Below are 17887 nucleotides of genomic sequence, written 5' to 3'. Positions count from 1 at the left end.
CCCGTGGCGGCTCCCGAGGCGGCCACCGGCCAGGACTCGGCGTACGAGCTGCGCCCGGACCGGGGACGCAGCCGCCTGCTGTACAACGTGCTGGGCCTGGGCGCCTTCGTGGTGATGGCCTTCCCGGTCTACTGGCTGCTCCTGAGCGCCTTCCGCCCCAACCGCGAGATCCGCAGCTACGACCAGACGCTGTGGCCCTCCTCCTTCACCCTGGACAACTTCGTCCGCGCCACCGATTCCCCGAACTTCTGGACCGCCATCCAGAGCAGCCTGATCATCTGCGGCACCTCGGTCGCCGGCGCCATCTTCATCGGGACCATCGCCGCGTTCGCCATCGGCCGCTTCGACTTCTACGGCCGCAAGCCGTTCATGACGGTCCTCATCCTCGTCCAGCTGCTGCCGCCGACGGCGATGCTCATCCCCATCTACATCCAGCTCAACGACCTGGGCGCGCTCAACGAGTACTGGGGCGTGATCATCGTCTACATGGTCTCGGTGCTGCCCTTCGCCACCTGGATGATCCGCGGCTTCGTGATCAACGTGCCCAAGGAGCTGGAGGAGGCCGCGATGGTGGACGGCTGCACCCGGATGGGCGCCTTCTGGCGGGTCATCTTCCCGCTGGTCGCCCCCGGCCTCGCGGCGGCCTCCATCTTCGCCCTGGTCACCGCGTGGAACGAGTACCTGTTCGCGTACATCCTGCTGCAGGACAACGACAAGTACACGCTCAACGTGTGGCTGATGAACTTCACCACCGACCGCGGCACGGACTACGGCGCCCTGATGGCCGGCTCCGTCCTCATCGCCATCCCCGTGGTGGTCTTCTTCATGATCCTCCAGAAGAAGATGGCCACGGGCCTCACCTCCGGCGCAGTGAAGGGATGACGTCGCCCATGACGACTCTCACCGGCACCACCGGCAGCACCCTGGTCCGCGACGCACTGGCCGTACTCCAGCCGGGCTTCACCGGCACCACCGCGCCCGGCTGGCTGCTGCGCCGCCTGGACGAGGGGCTCGCGGCGGTGGGCCTGTTCGGCCGCAACATCACATCCCCCGCGCAGCTGGCCGCGCTCACCGCCCAGCTGCGCGGTGTCCGCCCCGACGTACTGGTGGCCATCGACGAGGAGGGCGGCGACGTCACCCGGCTGGAGGCGCGCACGGGCTCGTCCTTCCCCGGCAACCACGCCCTGGGCACGGTCGACGACACCGCGCTGACCCGCGCCGTCGCCCGCGAACTGGGGCGCAGGCTCGCCGAGTGCGGGGTCAACCTCAACTGGGCCCCCTCGGCCGACGTCAACTCCAACCCCGACAACCCGGTCATCGGAGTCCGCTCCTTCGGCTCCACACCGGATCTGGTGGCCCGGCACACCGCCGCCTGGGTCGAGGGGCTGCAGTCCGCCGGGGTCGCCGCCTGCACCAAGCACTTCCCCGGGCACGGTGACACCTCCGTCGACTCCCACCACGCCCTGCCGCGCATCGACGCGGACCGGGCCACGCTCACGGAGCGCGAGCTGGTCCCGTTCCGGGCGGCGGTCGCCGCGGGCAGCAAGTGCGTGATGAGCGCGCACATCCTGCTGCCCGCCCTGGACCCGGCGCTTCCGGCGACGCTCAGCCCGGCCGCCCTGACCGGCCTGCTGCGCGCGCCCCTCGGCGAGGGCGGGCTCGGCTTCGAGGGCCTGATCGTCACCGACGGCATGGAGATGCGGGCCATCGCGGCGACCTACGGCATCGAGCGCGGCAGCGTACTGGCCGTCGCCGCGGGCGCGGACGCCCTCTGCGTCGGCGGCGGGCTGGCCGACGAGGAGACCGTGCTGCGCCTGCGCGACGCCCTGGTGCGGGCCGTGGCCGAGGGCGAACTGCCCGAGGAGCGGCTCGCCGACGCCGCCGACCGGGTCCGCGCCCTGGCCCGTTGGGCGGGCCGGGCGTCCGCCCGCGCCGGGGCAGCGGCGCCCTTCGAGCCCGAGGTCGGACTGGAGGCCGCCCGCCGCGCGCTGAAGGTCACCGCCCGGCAGGACCACACCCCCCTGACCGGGCCGCCGTACGTCGCAGCCTTCACCCCCGTGGCCAACATCGCCGTCGGCGACGAGACCCCCTGGGGGATCGCCGCCGAACTGGCGGAGCTGCTCCCGGGCACCACGACCGGTTCCTGGGGCCGCGAGCGGGCCGAACGGGCGGGGCGGGGCGGACCGGCCGCCCAGGTGCTGGAGGAGGCGGCCGGCCGCAGGATCGTCGCGGTGGTGCGTGACGTCCACCGGCACCCCTGGATGGCGGACGCCCTGGACGCCCTGCTCGCCGCCCGGCCGGACACGGTGGTGGTGGAGATGGGTCTGCCCCAGGCACCGCCCCGCGGAGCGCTCCACATCGCGACCCACGGCGCCGCCCGCGTCTGCGGACGGGCCGCCGCCGAGGTCATCGCCGGCCGGGAGACCGACGGCTGAGTCAGCTCCCCCCCCCCACGACGGCCGGGCCCGCGCCTCCCCTGACCCGCGGGCCCGGCCACCGCCGTGTTCGCCTTCCGTACGCACGCCGTGGGGCCGGTGCGGGAGGCGGCGGGGGGCAGGGGAGAACGGTGGGAGGCGGTGAAGGGCAGTGGGAGGCAGAGTGGCGGGGGTGGCCCCTAGCGGCCCCGGAAAGCCCCGGGAGGCCCTTGGGACACCCGCGGGCCGCGGCGCCGGGACGGGACCCTCAACCCGTCCGGCACCGCAGCCCGGAGCGATCGGAGACCCGGCGCAGTCAGGGCAGAGAGCGCCCGGTCTCGCTCCGCCCTCCTGTGCGGGGAGGGCGGAAGTCCGCCGCCATTGTGGACTGGACCACAGGTCCGTGTCCACGCCTTGAACACACCACCGGTTCACCGGGGCGGCTGCCGTCAATTCTTGCGCACGACGGCGCGTATGCACAGACGTACGACCGGATCGGTCGCCGGTTAGGCTCACACCGTGCCCTCCATGAACGACCTCGTACACCAGCACACCGCTCTGGGCGACTCCGACCTGGAGTGGCTGCACCTGCTGGTCTCCGAGTGGCAGCTGCTGTCCGACCTCTCCTTCGCCGATCTGGTGCTGTGGGTCCCGACCCGGGACGGCACGCGCTACGTCTCCGTGGCGCAGATGCGCCCCAACACCGGGCCCACCTCCTACCAGGACGACATGGTCGGCCATCTCGTGCCCAGAGGGCGCCGGCCGCTGCTGGACGCCGCCCTGGACGAGGGCCGGATCGTCCGCGAGGGCGACCCCGAGTGGCGCGAGGAGGTGCCGGTGCGGGTGGAGTCCATCCCCGTGCGCCGCGAGGGCCGCGTCCTCGGCGTCATCGCCCGCAACACCAACCTGCTGACGGTGCGCACGCCCAGCCGGCTGGAGCTGACCTATCTGCAGAGCGCCTCGGACCTGGCGCAGATGATCGCCGCGGGATCGTTCCCCTTCCCCGACCAGCAGGTCGACATGGACGCCTCCCCGCGGGTCGGCGACGGACTGATCCGGCTCGGTGCCGACGGCGTCGTCCAGTACGCCAGCCCCAACGCGCTCTCCGCCTACCACCGGCTGGGGTTGGCCGCCGATCTGGTCGGACTGCACCTGGGGCAGGCCACCGCCGAACTGGCGCCCTCCCGCGGCCCGGTGGACGAGTCACTGGTCAAGCTCGCCAGCGGCTGGGCGCCGCGCGAGACCGAGATCGAGGGCAACGGCTGCGTCGTCCAGCTGCGGGCCATCCCGCTCAAACCGAAGGGGGTGCGCATCGGTTCGCTCATCCTGCTGCGCGACGTCACCGAACTGCGGCGCAGGGAGCGGGAACTGATCACCAAGGACGCCACCATCCGGGAGATCCACCACCGGGTGAAGAACAACCTCCAGACCGTCGCCGCCCTGCTGCGGCTCCAGGCCCGGCGTATCGGCGCGGGCACCGGCGGCACCGCGCGGGAGGCGCTGGAGGAGGCCGTCCGCCGGGTCGGCTCGATCGCGATCGTCCACGAGACGCTCTCCCAGACCCTGGACGAGCGGGTGGAGTTCGACGAGATAGCCGACCGGGTGCTGGCGATGGTCGCCGAGATCTCCCCGGGGATGGTCACCGGGCGGCGTACGGGCCGCTTCGGCGTGCTGGCGGCCGAGGTGGCCACTCCGCTGTCCATGGTGCTCACGGAGGTGCTGCAGAACGCCCTGGAGCACGGGTTCAGGCCGGGGGAGCGGGGCACGGTCGAGGTCGCGGCCGTCCGCGGCCCGGGATCCGGCGGCGGGGAGGGGCGGCTGCTGGTCACCGTGCAGGACGACGGGCGCGGTCTGCCCGGCGACTTCGACGTGCGCACCGCCGGGAACCTGGGGCTGCAGATCGTGAGGACGCTGGTGGAGGGGGAGTTGGAGGGAGGCTTCGACATGCTCCCCGCCCCCGGGGGCGGTACCCGGGTGGTCCTGGACATCCCCGTGGAGCCGGAGAGGCGGTGACACCCGCACGACGCCGAGCCCCGGACCGTGGGCACGGTCCGGGGCTCGGCGTCGTCGTTGCGGTGCGCACTGTGGGCACTGCGCGCTGCGGCTCGGGGGCAGCAGGTGGCGGGGTGGGCGTCAGGCAGTGGCCTTGCGCGCCCGGTTGCGGGCGGCGCGGCGCTTCATAGCGCGGCGCTCGTCCTCACTGAGGCCACCCCAGACACCGGAGTCCTGGCCGGACTCCAGGGCCCACTGCAGGCACTGCTCCATCACGGGGCAGCGGCGGCAGACGGCCTTGGCTTCCTCGATCTGCAGCAGCGCAGGACCGGTGTTGCCGATGGGGAAGAAGAGCTCGGGGTCTTCCTCGCGGCAAACGGCGTTGTGACGCCAGTCCATGGCTGCTCCATCTCCTACGCGTTGCGGTAATTGCTTGTGAATGTGAACGCTTTCACGAATCCCTCCGCAAGGGAAGGGGCATCGCCCGGATTCACCGGGAGTGTCCCGAGGGATGAGGAGGTGGATTCGGGGCTCTCAAGGGGGTCGGCGTCGACCGTCCCGATCGCCATGAAGAGACTCGCAAACCTCGGCGGCGGATACAACCCCTTCCGGAAAGTTTTTTTTGATTCCTTGGTGTCGACTAGGTCACAGCCGTACTTCCAGGGGGTGGAACCTGGCCTAAACGTTCGAGTGAAAGGACTTTCACCACATCCGCTTACACAATCACACGCAGTGCACGGCGTACGCCTGTGAACGTCACACTCGTACGCAGCCCCAGGTGGTCACCGTCCATCTGAAACGGCAGTGGCACCTGTGATTCCAAGGTGAAGTCGGTCAGGTCGTGGAGCGAGACCGCGTGCTTGCCCTGCGGGCCGCGCTCGGGCGAGGAGGTCAGCAGCTGGGTGCCGTAGCGGGTCACCGCGGAAGGGGTGAGCCGGGTCAGTCCGAGCACGTCGAGGGCGGTGTCGAAGGACGCGCGGGGGGCCGCGTACACCGGGCGGTTGCCCAGGTAGGTCCAGGGCGCGGTGTTGCAGACTATGGACAGCGCCAGCTCCTCGACCGGCTCCTCGCCGGGCCGCCGCAGGGTGATCGTCCCGTGGCGGCGGTAGGGGTCGCCCAGGAACTGCCGCACCACCTGGCGCACGTAGAGGGCGTGCGTCGAACGCCTGCCGCCCTCGCGCTTCTGCTCCACCCGGCCCACCACACCCGCGTCGAAGCCGAGGCCCGCGCAGAAGGTGAACCACCGGGGCGGCACCTCCGCGTCCTCCGTCCCCGGCGTACCGGCCGCCAGGCCCAGGCCCACCGTGCGCTCGCCGCCGGAGTGCAGCGCGTCCAGCAGCGCGCCCGTGGCCTCCACCGCGTCGTTGGGCAGTCCCAGGGCGCGGGCGAAGACGTTGGTCGAGCCGCCGGGGACGACGGCGAGGCGGGGCAGGGCGTCGGGGGCGGGGCCGGCGTGCAGCAGCCCGTTGACGACCTCGTTGACCGTACCGTCGCCGCCGAGCACGATGACCAGCTCGATCTCCCCGCGCTGGACCGCCTGCCGCCCCAGGTCGCGCGCGTGCCCGCGGTACTCGGTGGTGGCGACCTCCAGCTTGAGGTCGCTCGCCAGGGCGTGGATGAGTACGTCGCGGGTGCGGGCACTGGTGGTGGTGGCTGCCGGGTTGACCACGAGGAGCGCGCGCATGGTGTGCAGCGTACCCAGCCGTTCGCGGCCGAGACGGGCAGCCCCGGGGCGGGCAGCCCCGGGGCGGGGGCGGAGGCGGCCGGGCGCGGTCGGGGGCGGCCGGTGGTCCGGCGGGCCCCCGCTACCCTGGCGGTGTGACCACGGACGCATCCCCCGCAGACGCCCCCCGCACCCCCCAGGCCCCCCGGCCCGGGCGGCTCACCGCCGCGGCCACCGTGGTGGCGGCACAGGGAGTGGTGGTCGCGGGCCTGGGGGTGACCATGCTGGTCATGCTGCTGACCGGCAGCCGGGTCGACGACACGGTGCAGGCCCTCACCGGGGCCGCGACCGTGCTGGCCCTGGCCGTCCTGCCGCTGGCCGCCGCACGGGGGCTGTGGCTGCGGCGCCGGTGGAGCCGGGGGCCGGCGGTGATCGTCCAGCTGATGGCGCTTCCGGTGGGCTGGCAGATGGCGCAGAACGGCGGTGTGTGGCTCGCGGCCGGAGCGGTCATCGCGCTCACCGCGCTGGCCGTGCTCGGCTTCCTGATCACCCCGGCGGCGGCCGGGGCACTGGGCGCCGGCCCGCGCGAGCCCCGGGACACCTGACCGGACCGTCGGGCGCCCCGCCCCGGGACTTCCTGCCTGCCGCTCCCCGGCGCCCCGCTACTCCTCGATCAGCAGCCGGTCGCGCAGCTGGGCCAGGGTGCGGGCCAGCAGCCGCGAGACGTGCATCTGCGAGATGCCGACCTCCTGGGCGATCTGCGACTGGGTCATGTTGCCGAAGAAGCGCAGCAGCAGGATCTTCTTCTCGCGCGGCGGCAGCTCCTCCAGCAGCGGCTTGAGCGACTCCCGGTACTCCACGCCCTCCAGGGCGTCGTCCTCCGCGCCCAGGGTGTCCGCGACGGCCGGGGACTCGTCGTCGGTGTCGGGGACGTCCAGGGAGAGCGTGCTGTAGGCGTTCGCCGACTCCAGCCCCTCCAGGACCTCCTCCTCGGAGATCGACAGCCGCTCGGCCAGCTCGTGGACGGTCGGGGCGCGGCCGTGCTGCTGGGACAGCTCGGCGGTGGCCGTGGTCAGCGACAGCCGCAGCTCCTGGAGCCTGCGGGGCACCCGCACCGCCCAGCCCTTGTCGCGGAAGTGCCGCTTGATCTCGCCGACGACCGTGGGGGTGGCGTAGGTGGAGAACTCCACGCCGCGCTCCGGGTCGAAGCGGTCCACCGACTTGATCAGGCCGATCGTGGCGACCTGCGTCAGGTCGTCCAGCGGCTCCCCGCGGTTGCGGAAGCGCCGCGCCAGATGCTCCACCAGCGGCAGGTGCATCCGCACCAGGGTGTCGCGCAGCTCGGCGCGCTCCGGGGAACCCGCCGGGAGGTCGCGCAGTCTGACGAACAGGTCCCGTGCACCGCTGCGGTCCCGGGGATCCGGCTGTCGGTGCACATAGACGGCCTTCCCGCCGGCCCCTTCGTCCTCGCCCTCGCGCATGTCGTGCTGCTGGTCCTCCATGGCAACCACCCGCTCCGCCAGCCGATCAGGATCGACCGGATGGGGCCGGGCGTGCTGCTCGGGAATGACCGGGCCCGCCACCTTCTCGTGGCGGCCCGTCCGCGTTTCGCTCTCCAGGTCGTTCACACCGACCCCCTTGTCCCGTACCGGCCCGTGTGTGCCGGTCACGGCGCCCCTGGGCCGGCGCCGCGCTTCTTGTGCAGGCTGATGCTGACAGTGCGGTCCTCGGCCACGGCCGAGTCGACCTCGCCGGCCAGTGCGGAGAGCACCGTCCAGGCGAAGGTGTCGCGCTCGGGGGCGCGACCGTCCGTGGTGGGTGCCGAGACCGTCACCCACAGGGAGTCCCCGACGAGGTTGAAGACGCAGCTCAGCACGCTGCCGGGGACCGCTTGCTGGAGCAGGATGGCGCACGCCTCGTCGACGGCGATGCGCAGATCCTCGATCTCGTCGAGGGTGAAGTCCAAACGGGCCGCGAGACCGGCGGTGGCGGTACGCAGAACCGAAAGGTAGGCGCCCGCGGCGGGCAGCCGGACCTCGACGAAGTCCTGCGTCCCGGGCTCGCCTGCGATCTGGGACACCCTCACCTCCAAGGTGGCACAAGCTGGTGGCTGCCGTGTACGCCCGCCCGGCGACCCCGTCGCGACGGGGTAACAGGTCAACGGACGAGCGCGGCAGATAGTTCGACTGCGACGCTATCGCGATCCGGGGCATGCTGTCGCCCGGGCCGAGGAGGCACCCTTCCTGCGGTCGTCACCCATAGTAAACACATGGGTACTTTCCGTGGCTAGAGGTCTGCGGTGCCCAATTCGTATCCGGTCACGCCGGGTTCACAGCGCCGCGGGGCCGCCTTTTGTTCCCGGCCTTCCGGGGCCCGGCGCCCGGCTGCCGGTTCGGTGCCGGGCGGCTCACCGGAGAACCGCCGGACCGTCCACTCGTCCACCGGATCGGAGCCGGGCGGCATGTGGAAGCCGGTGGCGGGCCCGTCCCAGTTCATTACCCACCACCGGAAGCGTTCGTAACCCGCCCGGCGTGGACGCGCGGGTTCGGCCGGCGGCCCTCTGCCGCTGCCCACGTCGCGCGCGGCGCGAACCCTCGCGGAAGAGGGATCCACGTGACCGCTCCCCGGCGGCCCCGGTGCGCCCCCGGTGACCGCTCCCGCTCCGCCGGCCCGCGGATCACGGCGTGGACCGCCGAGGCGGCGGCGGGCCGGACGGAGCCTGGAAGGGCTGACCGGTGACCACGGCGGCCACCGCCGTCCCCCGGGGGAAGGCGCCCTCGCCGGCCAGGGCCGCCAGGCCGTACAGCATCTTGGCGACGTACACGCGGTCCAGGCCCGGCAGCCCGTGCCGGGCCTCGAAGCCCCGGGCGAAGGACTCCAGCGCGCCGGTGGTGCGGGCGAAGCCGCCGCAGTGGAAGCGGTCCTCCACCGTCCACGCGCCGCGGCGTCCGCCGAAGGCGGCGTGCTGGAGCCGTTCCACCTCGCCGGCGAGGAAGCCGCCGCGCAGGGCGGCGAAGCCGATCGCGCGCTGCCCGCCGGCGAGCCCCGCGGCGAGGCCGGCGAGGGTGCCGCCCGTACCGCAGGCGACGGCCACCACGTCCGCCGCGCCGCGCAGTTCACGGCCCAGCTCCGCGGCGCCCCGCACGGCCTCGGCGTTGCTGCCGCCCTCCGGTATGAGGCGGAACGGGCCGAAGCGGTCGCGCAGCGCGGCCGTCCACTCCGGGTCGTTCCTGCGGCGGTAGTCCGCCCGCGTCACGAAGTGCAGCCGCATGCCGTCGGCGGCGCAGCGGGCCAGGGAGTCGTTGAGGGGCCGGCCGGCGAGCTCCTCGCCGCGTACGACCCCGATCGTCGACAGGCCCAGCAGGCGCCCGGCGGCGGCGGTGGCGCGCAGATGGTTGGAGTAGGCCCCGCCGAAGGTCAGCAGTGTGCGCTCGCCGGCCCGCGCGGCGGCGCGCAGATTGGGCACGAGCTTGCGCCACTTGTTGCCCACGAGGTCCGGGTGGACCAGGTCGTCGCGTTTGAGCAGCAGCCGGACTCCGTGACGCGAGAAGTGCTCGTCGCAGGCCTCGGCCAGGGGAGAGGGGAGCCGCGGGGCGAGGGACTCCAGGGCTTCCAGGGGTGTCCGGGACACAGGAGGCCCCTGGGGGAGGGGGCCGGGGCCGGGCGGAGGAGACGGTGCGCTGCTCACCCCGCCATTGTCGCGCCGTTGTGGCACCCCGTGTCACCGCTCGGCCGGGCAGGGTGGGACGCCCTGCGGACGCCGCCGGGACACGGCCGTCGCCGGGGCCGCCGCGCACCGGCGGCGGGTTGCGTTCGTGACGGCATGTACCCGCCGGAGGAAGGAGGGCCGGGCTCTTCCGAAAGCAGGCGGAAGAGCGGCCCGCACCTCAAAGGAGCGCGCCCGGCGCGGAGGGGTGAGAGATGAGTAATCCACCGCTTCTGCGGGGGTGGATGTGAAATCCGTCATAAGACGCATCGGACTTTTCCTTCCTCAGTGCACCCCGGGGTGCAGGGCGGAGTCCTGCGGAGTGAAGGGAAGCCGAGGTCAGCGCCGCGTGGGGTGGAAGGGGAGGGGGTGCCGGGCGGGCGCACTCCCGTGCGCCCTTGCCGCAGGTTGTGCGTATGCCTTCGCGAACGCCGTGACCGGTGCCGTATGAAAGCGCTTTTCCCGGGCACATGGGTCTACGCCCCGGTCGACGGAAGCCCGCTGTAGCGCCTCCCCTGGACCAGGGCTGATACGAGGTGGCTGCGTACCTCTGAGCCGATTGTTGTCAAGTTTTCTTGACCTGAGCTATACAGATGGGCGGAGGGCATTGCACTCAGTGCCGCACCGCCGACTGCCCCCGCGCTCCTGGCGGAGGCAGCGGGCGACGGCCGTGCCGACCACCTCACCGGTACCAGTCAGTACGGAAGGGGAGATGGATCATGCGGTGGAGCGAGTTCGTGGCGCAGGTACGCGAGCGGGGGCAGTACCCGACGGCCAAGGAGGCGGAGCGCGTCTCCCGGATCGTGCTCTCGGCGCTCGGCGGCCATCTCACCGGCGCCGAGCGCACGGAACTGGCCGTCCGCCTCCCGCAGGAGGGCATGCGCGTGCTGACCGACCAGCTCAAGGTGGTCAAGCCGCTCAGCGGCGCGCAGTTCGTCGACAGCGTCGCGGCCCGCATCGAGGGCGCGACCCCGGCGACGGCGCGCTGGGACGTCAGCTCGGTGCTGAGCGTGGTCGCCGAACTCGCCGACGAGGACCTGCTCGACCGGATCATCGACCGTCTGCCGCCCGGTTATGCCCTGCTGTTCGGGCGCGCCCAGCTCGCCCGCCGGACGGTGACGGGCTACTGAAGTTCGCTGAAGCGCTCGGTCTGGCGGGTGTGACCGGCGACGATGATGGTGTCGCCCTCCTCCACCACGGTGTCGGCGGTGGCGTAGGTGAACCCCTCGCCGGGGCGCTTGACGGCGACGACGCTGACGCCGTGGCGGGTGCGCACCCCGCTGTTGCCCAGCGTCAGGCCGATGATGTCCTCCGGCGGGCTGGTCTTGACCATGGCGAAGTCGTCCTCGAACTCGATGTAGTCCAGCATCCGGCCGCGTACCAGATGCGCGACGCGCTGGCCCATGTCGTGCTCGGGGTAGACGACGTGGTGGACGCCGAGCTGGGTGAGGATGCGGCCGTGGGGGTCGCTGATGGCCTTGGCCCACACGTTGGGAATGCCGAAGGAGACCAGCAGGGAGGCGGTCAGGATGCTGGCCTCCAGATCGGTGCCGATACCGACCACGGCCCGCTCGAACTCGTGGACGCCGAGCTGTCGCAGGACCTCCTCCTTGGTGGAGTCGGCGCGTACCACGTGAGTGAGGGAGCCGGACAGGCTCTGCACCACTTCGGCCCGGTGGTCGATGCCCAGGACCTCGGTGTCCTCGTCGGCCAGTTCCAGGGCCAGGGCGCTGCCGAAACGGCCCAGGCCGATGACGACCACGGAGTCACGGCGGGCCTCGCGGCGACGCGCCTCACGGTGGCGGGGCCTGCCGCCGCGGCCCTGGTCCGGTGCCGCCTTCTTGCTCGATGCGGGGTGCTTAGCCAATGACGGGTCGCTCCTCGGGCAGGTCGTACATGCGGACACGGGGGCGCAGGGCGAGTGCGGAGGCCACCGTGATCGGGCCCAGGCGGCCGATGAACATCAGCGCCACCAGCAGGACCTGCTCGGTCGCGGGCAGGTCCGCGGTGATACCGGTGGACAGCCCCACGGTGGCGAAGGCGGAGGTGACCTCGAACAGGGACCGGTCGAGGTTGATGTCGGTGAAGACCATGAACACGATCGTGGAGGCGGCCACGGCGGCCACCGACAGCAGCACCACCGTGAGCGCCTGCCGCTGGACGTCGCCGTGCAGACGGCGGTTGAAGATGTTGACCGCGCCCTCACCGCGGACTTCGGCGTATATGACGAAGAACAGCACGGCGAAGGTCGTGATCTTGATACCGCCGGCCGTTCCCGCGCTGGATCCGCCGACGAACATCAGCACGTCCGTGACCAGCCAGCTGGCGGGGTTCATCTGGCCGATGTCGAGGCTGTTGAAGCCGGCGGTGCGCGGCATCGCGCCGCCCTGGAAGAAGCCGGCCAGCAGCTTCCCCGGCACGTCCAGCGGCCCCAGCGTGGCGGGGTTGGACCACTCCAGGGCGGTGATGAACACGGTGCCGCCGGCCAGGAAGATCCCGGTGCCCCACAGCACGATCTTGGTGTGCAGGGACTAGGCGCGCGGCCGGTGCAGGCGGCGGCGCAGCTCGAACAGCACGGGGAAACCCAGTCCGCCGGCGATGACGGCGAAGGCGACGGGCAGGCAGATCCACGGATCGGTGACGAAGCCCATCAGGTTGTCGGTGTAGAGGGCGAAGCCGGCGTTGTTGAACGCGGAGACCGCGTGGAAGACACCCAGCCACACCGCCCGCGGCCAGGGCTCGTCGTAGCCCAGGCCGAACCGCAGCGTCAGCGCCGCGGCGGTGACCGCCTCCAGCGCCAGGCTGGCCTTGACCACCCCGGCTACGACGGAGCGCACCTCGCCCAGCCCCAGGGTCTTGGTCTCCGCCGCGGCCGTGAGCCGGGCACGCAGCCCGAGACGGCGGGAGACCAGCACCACCAGCAGGGACGCGAAGGTCATGATCCCGAAGCCGCCGACCTGGATCAGCGCGAGGATCACCCCCTCGCCGAAACCGGTCCAGTAGACCGGGGTGTCCACCACCACCAGCCCGGTCACGCAGACGGCGGAGGTGGCGGTGAACAGGGCTTCCAGCACGCTCGCGCCGCCGGGCCCCTCCTTGGCGATCGGCAGTGTCAGCAGCACCGTCCCGACCGCGACGGCCGCGGCGAAGCCGGCCACGACGACCTGGGCCGGGTGCCGGAACCGCAGCCGGCGCAGACCTGGGCGGGTCACCACAGCGCCCCCGTTCCGTCACAGGAACGGCTCTCGCTCGTATGCACCAGAAGACGATAGCCACTGCGGCGCAGGGACTCGTGCCAGGGGCGCAGCGCGGTGTGCGGACCGGGCAGGGTCCACAACAGGTGACGGGCAAGGACCATGTCGAAGGTCCGGTCGCCGGTGGCCGGCGCCGCGGCGTCGCCGACCGTGAACGTCGCGGTGTGTCCGGCGGCCAACAGTTTGGCGCGGGCCTGCTCGACCATGGCCGGTGCGAGGTCCACGCCGGTGACCCGGTGCCCGGCCTCGGCCAGCAGCAGGGACAGCGATCCGGTGCCGCAGCCCACGTCCAGCACCTCGGCCGGGGCGGGCGGCGCCCACTCCCGGAGCCGATGGGACCAGGCCCCGCGGGCGCGCTCGGCGCGCAGCCCGTGGTCGGGTTCGTCGTCGAAGGAGGGCGCGGCCGCGTCCCAGTAGCCGGCGATCGCCGAGGAGATGTCGGTCATGACCGCGATCCTGCCGGTCGCCTGTGACGGCGCCCCTGGTCCGCAGGGGCTCATCGAGCGCAGCTGCGAGCGTGTCGCACCTGGTCACAGGGTGTATATCGGCAGTAGCCGCAATGGGGTTCCTGTGCCACGGTAGGCCGCATGGAGGGGAGTGAGCACACCCACGGACCCGCCCACCGGCACGGGCAGGAGCACGGGCAGGGCGGGCACCGTCACGACCACGGGCCGGGCGGCCGGTGGTCCCGGACACGCCACCGGGCGGCGCACCTGTTCACCCCGCACTCGCACGGGTCGGCCGACAGGACCGACCGTGCGCTGGAATCCTCGGCCCGCGGCCTGCGCGCGCTGTGGGTCTCCCTGGCCGTACTGGGCGCCACCGCCCTGGCCCAGCTGGTCGTGGTGGCGATGTCCGGGTCGGTGGCCCTGCTCGGCGACACCGTGCACAACTTCGCCGACGCGCTGACCGCGGTGCCGCTGGGGATCGCCTTCCTGCTCGGGCGCCGGGCGGCCACCCGCCGCTTCACCTACGGCTACGGCCGGGCCGAGGACCTGGCCGGCGTCGTCATCGTGGCCACCATCGCCGCCTCCGCGGCACTGGCCGCGTGGACCGCGATCGACCGGCTGACCGACCCCCGGGACATGGAGCACATCCCGGCCGTGGCCGCCGCCGCGGTCACCGGCTTCGCCGGCAACGAGTGGGTGGCCCGCTACCGCATCCGGGTCGGCCGCCAGATCGGTTCGGCCGCCCTGGTCGCCGACGGCCTGCACGCCCGCACCGACGGCTTCACCTCGCTGGCGGTCCTGCTCAGTGCCGGCGGCGCCGCACTGGGCTGGCGGCCGGCCGACCCGATCGTGGGTCTGGCGATCACCGCGGCGATCCTGCTGGTGCTGCGCGACGCCTGCCGGGAGGTGTTCCACCGGGTCATGGACGCCGTCGACCCCGGCCTGGTCGACGCCGCGGAGGAGGCCCTGCTGGGCGTCGAGGGCGTGCGCGGAGTGGGCGAGTTGAGGATGCGCTGGATCGGCCACCGGCTGCGCGCCGAGGTCGCCGTCGTCGTCGACGGAGACCTCAGCGTGCGCCGGGCACACCGGATCGCGGTGGAGGCCGAGCACGCGCTGCTGCACGCGGTCCCGAAACTGACCGCGGCCCTGGTGCACGCCGACCCGGCACCCGCCCCGGGCCATGCGGACCCGCACCTGGCCCTGGCCCACCACCACCCGGCCGCCTGAGCCCGCCCCGCCCGGTGGTCGCTACGGCGGGTGAGGCCCTCAGGCGAGTGATCTCGGTGGCCGAGTACGACCTGAAGAAGGCCGGGGGCGTACAACAGGACGGTGGCCAGGGCGAGCAGTGGCTGCGGCTGCGGGACGAGGGCGGCAGGACCACGCTCACTCTGAAGCAGGTCACCGACGCCACCCACATCAACGGCATCACCGAGATCGAGGTCGAGGCCGGCGACCTGGAGAAGACCGCCGAACTCCTCACCGCCCTCGGCCTGCGCCAGGTGCGCCACCGGCAGAACTAGCAGAACTACCGCGAGGAGTGGCGGCTCGGCGACGTCGTCTACGACCTCGCCACCTGGCCGGACCTGACCACCTTCCTGGAGGTCGAGAGCACCTGCGAGGACGCCGTCCGCAAGGCGGTCGCCGAACTCGGCCCGGACTACGGCCAGGCCCGCTTCGGCAGCATCGACCTGACCTACAAGAGCGAACCGGGCCGCGACATCCTCGCCGAACCCACCCCGCTGTTCACGCGGCAGGCTCCCTGAGCGACCGAGGCCTGCCCGCCCCGCTGCCGAAGGCGCCTGCCGTGCGACCTGTGGCCGACCGGAAAGGGCCGCGCCCGGCCCGCGGGTTCCGGGTGGGGAACCCGCGGGCCGGGCGCGGAAGGAAGGACCGGTGGGTCCTGGACGGGCCGGGGCCGGGCCCCGGAGCCCGGGTCAGGCCTTCTTGGTCTCCCAGAAGATCTTGTCGATCTCGGCGATGAGGTCCAGCAGCTTCTGGCCCGTGGCCGGGTCGGTGGAGCCCTTGGCGGCCGAGGCGGCCTTGAGGGCGTCGTTCACCAGCTGGTGGAGCTGCGGGTACTTCTCGAAGTGCGGGGCCTTGAAGTAGTCGCTCCACAGCACCGAGATGTGGTGCTTGGCGAGCTCGGCCCGGTTCTCCTTGATGTACGTCGCACGAGCCCGGTAGTGCGGGTCGTCGTTCGCCTGGTACTTCTCCTGGATGGCCTTGACCGACTCGGCCTCGATGCGGGCCTGGGCCGGGTCGTAGACGCCGCAGGGAAGGTCGCAGTGGGCGCTGACCTTCACCTTCGGGGCGAACAGGCGGGAGAGCATAGAGCTGTCCTTCCTCGTGATCGTCTTCTCACGTGCGAGATTACTCCGTGAGGAGCGCCTTTTCGCGTGTGCCCCCGCATCCCTGGGACAAAAGTCCGAGGGACACGGGGACCAGGAGGGTACACAGGAGGGCGCAGGGGCGAGGACGGGACCGGAGGTGCGGCGGATGCCGGAGCGGGCGGAAGAGCAGGAGGGCCGTGGGCTGCTGCGGATCGGGCTGGCCGAGGTCTACAACCCGTCGATGGAGCCGACGCTGCGCCCCGGCGATCTGCTGGTGGTGCGCTACGGGGGAGCGGTGCGGCCCGGGCACGTGGTCGTGGTGCGGCACCCCTTCCAGCACGACCTGCTGATCGTCAAGCGGGCCGTGGGGCGGCGGGACGGCGGCTGGTGGGTGCAGGGCGACAATCCGTCGGTGCTCAACGACAGCCGCGAGTTCGGGGTGGTGCCCGACGAGCTGGTGGTGGCGCGTGCGTGGGTGCGGCTGCGGCCTCTGCGGCGGGTTCAGCGCACCCCGGGCGCGTTGCTGGGCTGGGTCTTCTCGGCGCTGCGGCCGCTGCTCTCCAGGCGTTTGCGGGCCCGGTAGGCGGCGACGTTGGCGCGGGTGGCGCAGCGGTCGGAGCAGTAGCGCCGGGAGCGGTTGGTCGAGGTGTCCAGATAGGCGTTGCGGCAGGGGTCGGCCTGGCAGACGCCCAGCCGGTCCACGCCCAGGTCGGTGAGGTGGAAGGCCAGGCCCATGCAGGCGACGGCCGCGTACCCGGCGGTGGCGCTGGCGGGGTGGTCGGCCAGGTGCATGTGCCAGCGGGGGCGGCCGGCGTCGTCGAGGTGGTCGTGGCCGGAGATCTGCGGGCTGGCCGGGAACTCCATCAGCAGGGCGTTGAGCAGGTCCACGGCCCTGGCCTCGTCCCCTTCCGAGGCGGCCGTGAAGACCGCCCGCAGCCTGGTGCGAACCCCCCGCAGCCGGGTCACGTCGGCCTCCGTGGCGCGTCGTGCGGCGCTCTGGCCCGGGCCGAAGAGGGCGCGTACGGCCTCCACGGAGGTGAGCGTGTCCTCGCCGCGCTGCGGCTGCTCGGTGTTGACCAGCCGCACGGCGAAGTCCGAGTAATAGTTCAGTTCCACTTGTGGTCCTTACGGGCTCGCTCTATGGTCGTGGAGAGGGGCGGGTAAGGGTCGCCTATCAGTACAGGCTATTACGTATCCGGGGTGCGGGAGGTTGTCGTGACGCAGGCGGACACGGAGACCGGGCCGGGGACGGGCGCTTCGGCGGGTACGGCCGGGGCTGAGCGGTGGAGGCGCTGGCAGGAGAGCTGGGACCGGCAGCAGGAGTGGTACCTGCCCGACCGGGAGGAGCGCTTCGCGGCGATGCTCGACGCCGTCGAGGCGCTGGTGGGGACCGAGCCCAGGGTGCTGGACCTGGCCTGCGGCACGGGGAGCATCACCGGCCGGCTGCTGCGCCGGTTCCCCGGTGCCGCCGGCACCGGGGTCGATCTGGACCCGGCCCTGCTGGCCATCGCGCGCGGCTACTTCGCCGACGAGCCCCGCGCCGCGTTCGTCACCGCGGACCTGCGCGACGAGCGGTGGACGGACGCCCTGCCGCACCGGTCGTACGACGCCGTGCTCACCTCCACCGCGCTGCACTGGCTGCGCACCGACGAGCTGCGAGCGCTGTACGGGCGGCTCGCGGGCGTCCTGCGGGACGGCGGGATCCTGATCAACGCCGACCACATGCCCGACCCCGCCACACCCCGGATCAACGAGGCCGTGAACGCCTTCCACCGGGCGCGGCGCGAGCGGGAGAAGGCCGCGGGCACCCAGGACTGGGCGGACTGGTGGGCGGCGGCGGCCGCCGACCCGGTGCTGGCGGAGCCGGCCGCCGAGCGCTTCCGGATCTTCGGCGACCCGGTGGCGGGGGACCACGCCGACGGCGAGACGCAGCCCGCGGCCTGGCATGTGGAGGCGCTGCGCGCGGCGGGCTTCGCCGAGGCGCGGACGGTGTGGGCGTCACCGGCCGACGCGATGGTGCTCGGCCTGAAGTGACCGGGCCCCGCGGCCCGGGACGGCCCGCAGGCGGAAAGGCCGCGG

The 17887-nt window shown here is 72.7% G+C and carries 18 protein-coding genes and 2 pseudogenes; 9 read left to right on the top strand and 11 right to left on the bottom strand.

The window, feature by feature from the left end; all coding sequences use genetic code 11:
• The first annotated feature begins 3 nt into the window (after window positions 1–3).
• The 3 genes from ACW69E_RS08440 to ACW69E_RS08430 all read left to right on the top strand — a co-directional run bounded on the left by ACW69E_RS08440 (window position 4) and on the right by ACW69E_RS08430 (window position 4427).
• Window positions 4–882 (top strand): carbohydrate ABC transporter permease, encoded by an 879-nt coding sequence (locus tag ACW69E_RS08440; RefSeq protein WP_457497628.1) that lies wholly within the window; start codon window positions 4–6, stop codon window positions 880–882.
• An 8-nt stretch (window positions 883–890) separates the two neighbouring features.
• Window positions 891–2435 carry a glycoside hydrolase family 3 protein gene (locus ACW69E_RS08435; RefSeq protein WP_457497550.1) on the top strand — a complete coding sequence of 515 codons (1545 nt, stop codon included), beginning with the start codon at window positions 891–893 and terminating at the stop codon, window positions 2433–2435.
• A gap of 507 nt (window positions 2436–2942) precedes the next feature.
• Window positions 2943–4427: a histidine kinase N-terminal domain-containing protein gene (locus ACW69E_RS08430; RefSeq protein ID WP_457497549.1), complete on the top strand. Its 1485-nt coding sequence runs from the start codon at window positions 2943–2945 to the stop codon at window positions 4425–4427.
• 120 nt (window positions 4428–4547) lie between these two features.
• On the opposite strand, the gene ACW69E_RS08425 is transcribed toward ACW69E_RS08430, so the two are convergent.
• On the bottom strand, window positions 4548–4805 hold the full coding sequence (locus ACW69E_RS08425) for a WhiB family transcriptional regulator (protein WP_028427873.1): 258 nt from the start codon (window positions 4803–4805) through the stop codon (window positions 4548–4550).
• A 316-nt stretch (window positions 4806–5121) separates the two neighbouring features.
• Window positions 5122–6090 carry a diacylglycerol/lipid kinase family protein gene (locus tag ACW69E_RS08420; RefSeq protein ID WP_457497548.1) on the bottom strand — a complete coding sequence of 323 codons (969 nt, stop codon included), beginning with the start codon at window positions 6088–6090 and terminating at the stop codon, window positions 5122–5124.
• Between the two features lie 134 nt (window positions 6091–6224).
• Between ACW69E_RS08420 and ACW69E_RS08415 the strand changes: the two genes are divergently transcribed.
• Window positions 6225–6674, top strand: a complete 450-nt coding sequence (locus ACW69E_RS08415; RefSeq protein ID WP_457497547.1) for a hypothetical protein — start codon at window positions 6225–6227, stop codon at window positions 6672–6674.
• A gap of 57 nt (window positions 6675–6731) precedes the next feature.
• Here the strand turns inward: ACW69E_RS08415 and ACW69E_RS08410 are convergent, their stop codons facing one another.
• The 3 genes from ACW69E_RS08410 to ACW69E_RS08400 all read right to left on the bottom strand — a co-directional run bounded on the left by ACW69E_RS08410 (window position 6732) and on the right by ACW69E_RS08400 (window position 9700).
• Window positions 6732–7697 (bottom strand): RNA polymerase sigma factor SigF, encoded by a 966-nt coding sequence (locus ACW69E_RS08410; protein WP_457497627.1) that lies wholly within the window; start codon window positions 7695–7697, stop codon window positions 6732–6734.
• Between the two features lie 38 nt (window positions 7698–7735).
• Window positions 7736–8149 carry an ATP-binding protein gene (locus ACW69E_RS08405; RefSeq protein ID WP_093847771.1) on the bottom strand — a complete coding sequence of 138 codons (414 nt, stop codon included), beginning with the start codon at window positions 8147–8149 and terminating at the stop codon, window positions 7736–7738.
• A gap of 597 nt (window positions 8150–8746) precedes the next feature.
• Window positions 8747–9700, bottom strand: a complete 954-nt coding sequence (locus ACW69E_RS08400; protein ID WP_457497546.1) for a 1-aminocyclopropane-1-carboxylate deaminase/D-cysteine desulfhydrase — start codon at window positions 9698–9700, stop codon at window positions 8747–8749.
• Window positions 9701–10494: 794 nt separating this feature from the next.
• On the opposite strand from ACW69E_RS08400, the gene ACW69E_RS08395 reads away from it, so the two are divergent.
• Window positions 10495–10905, top strand: coding sequence for a DUF2267 domain-containing protein (locus tag ACW69E_RS08395; RefSeq protein ID WP_457497545.1), 411 nt, complete (start codon window positions 10495–10497; stop codon window positions 10903–10905).
• Here the strand turns inward: ACW69E_RS08395 and ACW69E_RS08390 are convergent.
• The 4 genes and pseudogenes from ACW69E_RS08390 to ACW69E_RS08375 form a co-directional block, all read right to left on the bottom strand.
• On the bottom strand, window positions 10899–11642 hold the full coding sequence (locus ACW69E_RS08390; RefSeq protein WP_457497544.1) for a potassium channel family protein: 744 nt from the start codon (window positions 11640–11642) through the stop codon (window positions 10899–10901). The genes ACW69E_RS08395 and ACW69E_RS08390 overlap by 7 nt on opposite strands.
• Entirely contained in the window at window positions 11635–12288 is a 654-nt protein-coding gene (locus tag ACW69E_RS08385) for a potassium transporter TrkG (protein ID WP_457497543.1), read from the bottom strand. The genes ACW69E_RS08390 and ACW69E_RS08385 overlap by 8 nt, the downstream gene beginning before the upstream one ends.
• Before the next feature lie 18 nt (window positions 12289–12306).
• Window positions 12307–12990: a potassium transporter TrkG gene (locus tag ACW69E_RS08380; protein WP_457497542.1), complete on the bottom strand. Its 684-nt coding sequence runs from the start codon at window positions 12988–12990 to the stop codon at window positions 12307–12309.
• Between the two features lie 41 nt (window positions 12991–13031).
• Window positions 13032–13475: pseudogene (locus tag ACW69E_RS08375) on the bottom strand (class I SAM-dependent methyltransferase); the annotation flags it as partial.
• A 141-nt stretch (window positions 13476–13616) separates the two neighbouring features.
• Here ACW69E_RS08375 and ACW69E_RS08370 point away from each other — a divergent pair.
• Together ACW69E_RS08370 and ACW69E_RS08365 are read left to right on the top strand one after the other, a co-directional pair.
• Window positions 13617–14705, top strand: a complete 1089-nt coding sequence (locus tag ACW69E_RS08370) for a cation diffusion facilitator family transporter (RefSeq protein ID WP_457497541.1) — start codon at window positions 13617–13619, stop codon at window positions 14703–14705.
• 92 nt (window positions 14706–14797) lie between these two features.
• Window positions 14798–15241 (top strand): annotated as a pseudogene (locus tag ACW69E_RS08365) (CYTH domain-containing protein); the annotation flags it as partial.
• Window positions 15242–15412: 171 nt separating this feature from the next.
• Here ACW69E_RS08365 and sodN read toward each other — a convergent pair.
• A complete protein-coding gene (gene sodN, locus ACW69E_RS08360; RefSeq protein ID WP_093661405.1) occupies window positions 15413–15808 on the bottom strand; it encodes a superoxide dismutase, Ni in 396 nt (131 codons plus the stop codon).
• 166 nt (window positions 15809–15974) lie between these two features.
• On the opposite strand from sodN, the gene sodX reads away from it, so the two are divergent.
• On the top strand, window positions 15975–16391 hold the full coding sequence (gene sodX, locus ACW69E_RS08355; protein WP_457497540.1) for a nickel-type superoxide dismutase maturation protease: 417 nt from the start codon (window positions 15975–15977) through the stop codon (window positions 16389–16391).
• Here the strand turns inward: sodX and ACW69E_RS08350 are convergent.
• A complete protein-coding gene (locus ACW69E_RS08350; RefSeq protein WP_457497539.1) occupies window positions 16310–16924 on the bottom strand; it encodes a CGNR zinc finger domain-containing protein in 615 nt (204 codons plus the stop codon). The genes sodX and ACW69E_RS08350 overlap by 82 nt on opposite strands.
• A gap of 99 nt (window positions 16925–17023) precedes the next feature.
• On the opposite strand from ACW69E_RS08350, the gene ACW69E_RS08345 reads away from it, so the two are divergent.
• Window positions 17024–17842 (top strand): class I SAM-dependent methyltransferase, encoded by an 819-nt coding sequence (locus ACW69E_RS08345; protein ID WP_457497538.1) that lies wholly within the window; start codon window positions 17024–17026, stop codon window positions 17840–17842.
• Window positions 17843–17887 lie beyond the last annotated feature (45 nt).

The sequence above is a fragment of the Streptomyces sp. SS8 genome, from assembly GCF_054072955.1.
Note: the sequence above shows the minus strand (reverse complement) of the source record. Positions and strands in the feature narration are given on the sequence as shown.

What these genes read in the sequence shown, in the direction of transcription:
- ACW69E_RS08435 (WP_457497550.1), top strand. Translation starts at nt 891, where the DNA reads ATGACGACTCTCACCGGCACCACCGGCAGCACCCTGGTCCGCGACGCA.
- ACW69E_RS08430 (WP_457497549.1), top strand. Translation starts at nt 2,943, where the DNA reads ATGAACGACCTCGTACACCAGCACACCGCTCTGGGCGACTCCGACCTG.
- ACW69E_RS08425 (WP_028427873.1), bottom strand. Translation starts at nt 4,805, where the DNA reads ATGGACTGGCGTCACAACGCCGTTTGCCGCGAGGAAGACCCCGAGCTC.
- ACW69E_RS08420 (WP_457497548.1), bottom strand. Translation starts at nt 6,090, where the DNA reads ATGCGCGCGCTCCTCGTGGTCAACCCGGCAGCCACCACCACCAGTGCC.
- ACW69E_RS08395 (WP_457497545.1), top strand. Translation starts at nt 10,495, where the DNA reads ATGCGGTGGAGCGAGTTCGTGGCGCAGGTACGCGAGCGGGGGCAGTAC.
- ACW69E_RS08370 (WP_457497541.1), top strand. Translation starts at nt 13,617, where the DNA reads ATGGAGGGGAGTGAGCACACCCACGGACCCGCCCACCGGCACGGGCAG.
- sodN (WP_093661405.1), bottom strand. Translation starts at nt 15,808, where the DNA reads ATGCTCTCCCGCCTGTTCGCCCCGAAGGTGAAGGTCAGCGCCCACTGC.
- sodX (WP_457497540.1), top strand. Translation starts at nt 15,975, where the DNA reads ATGCCGGAGCGGGCGGAAGAGCAGGAGGGCCGTGGGCTGCTGCGGATC.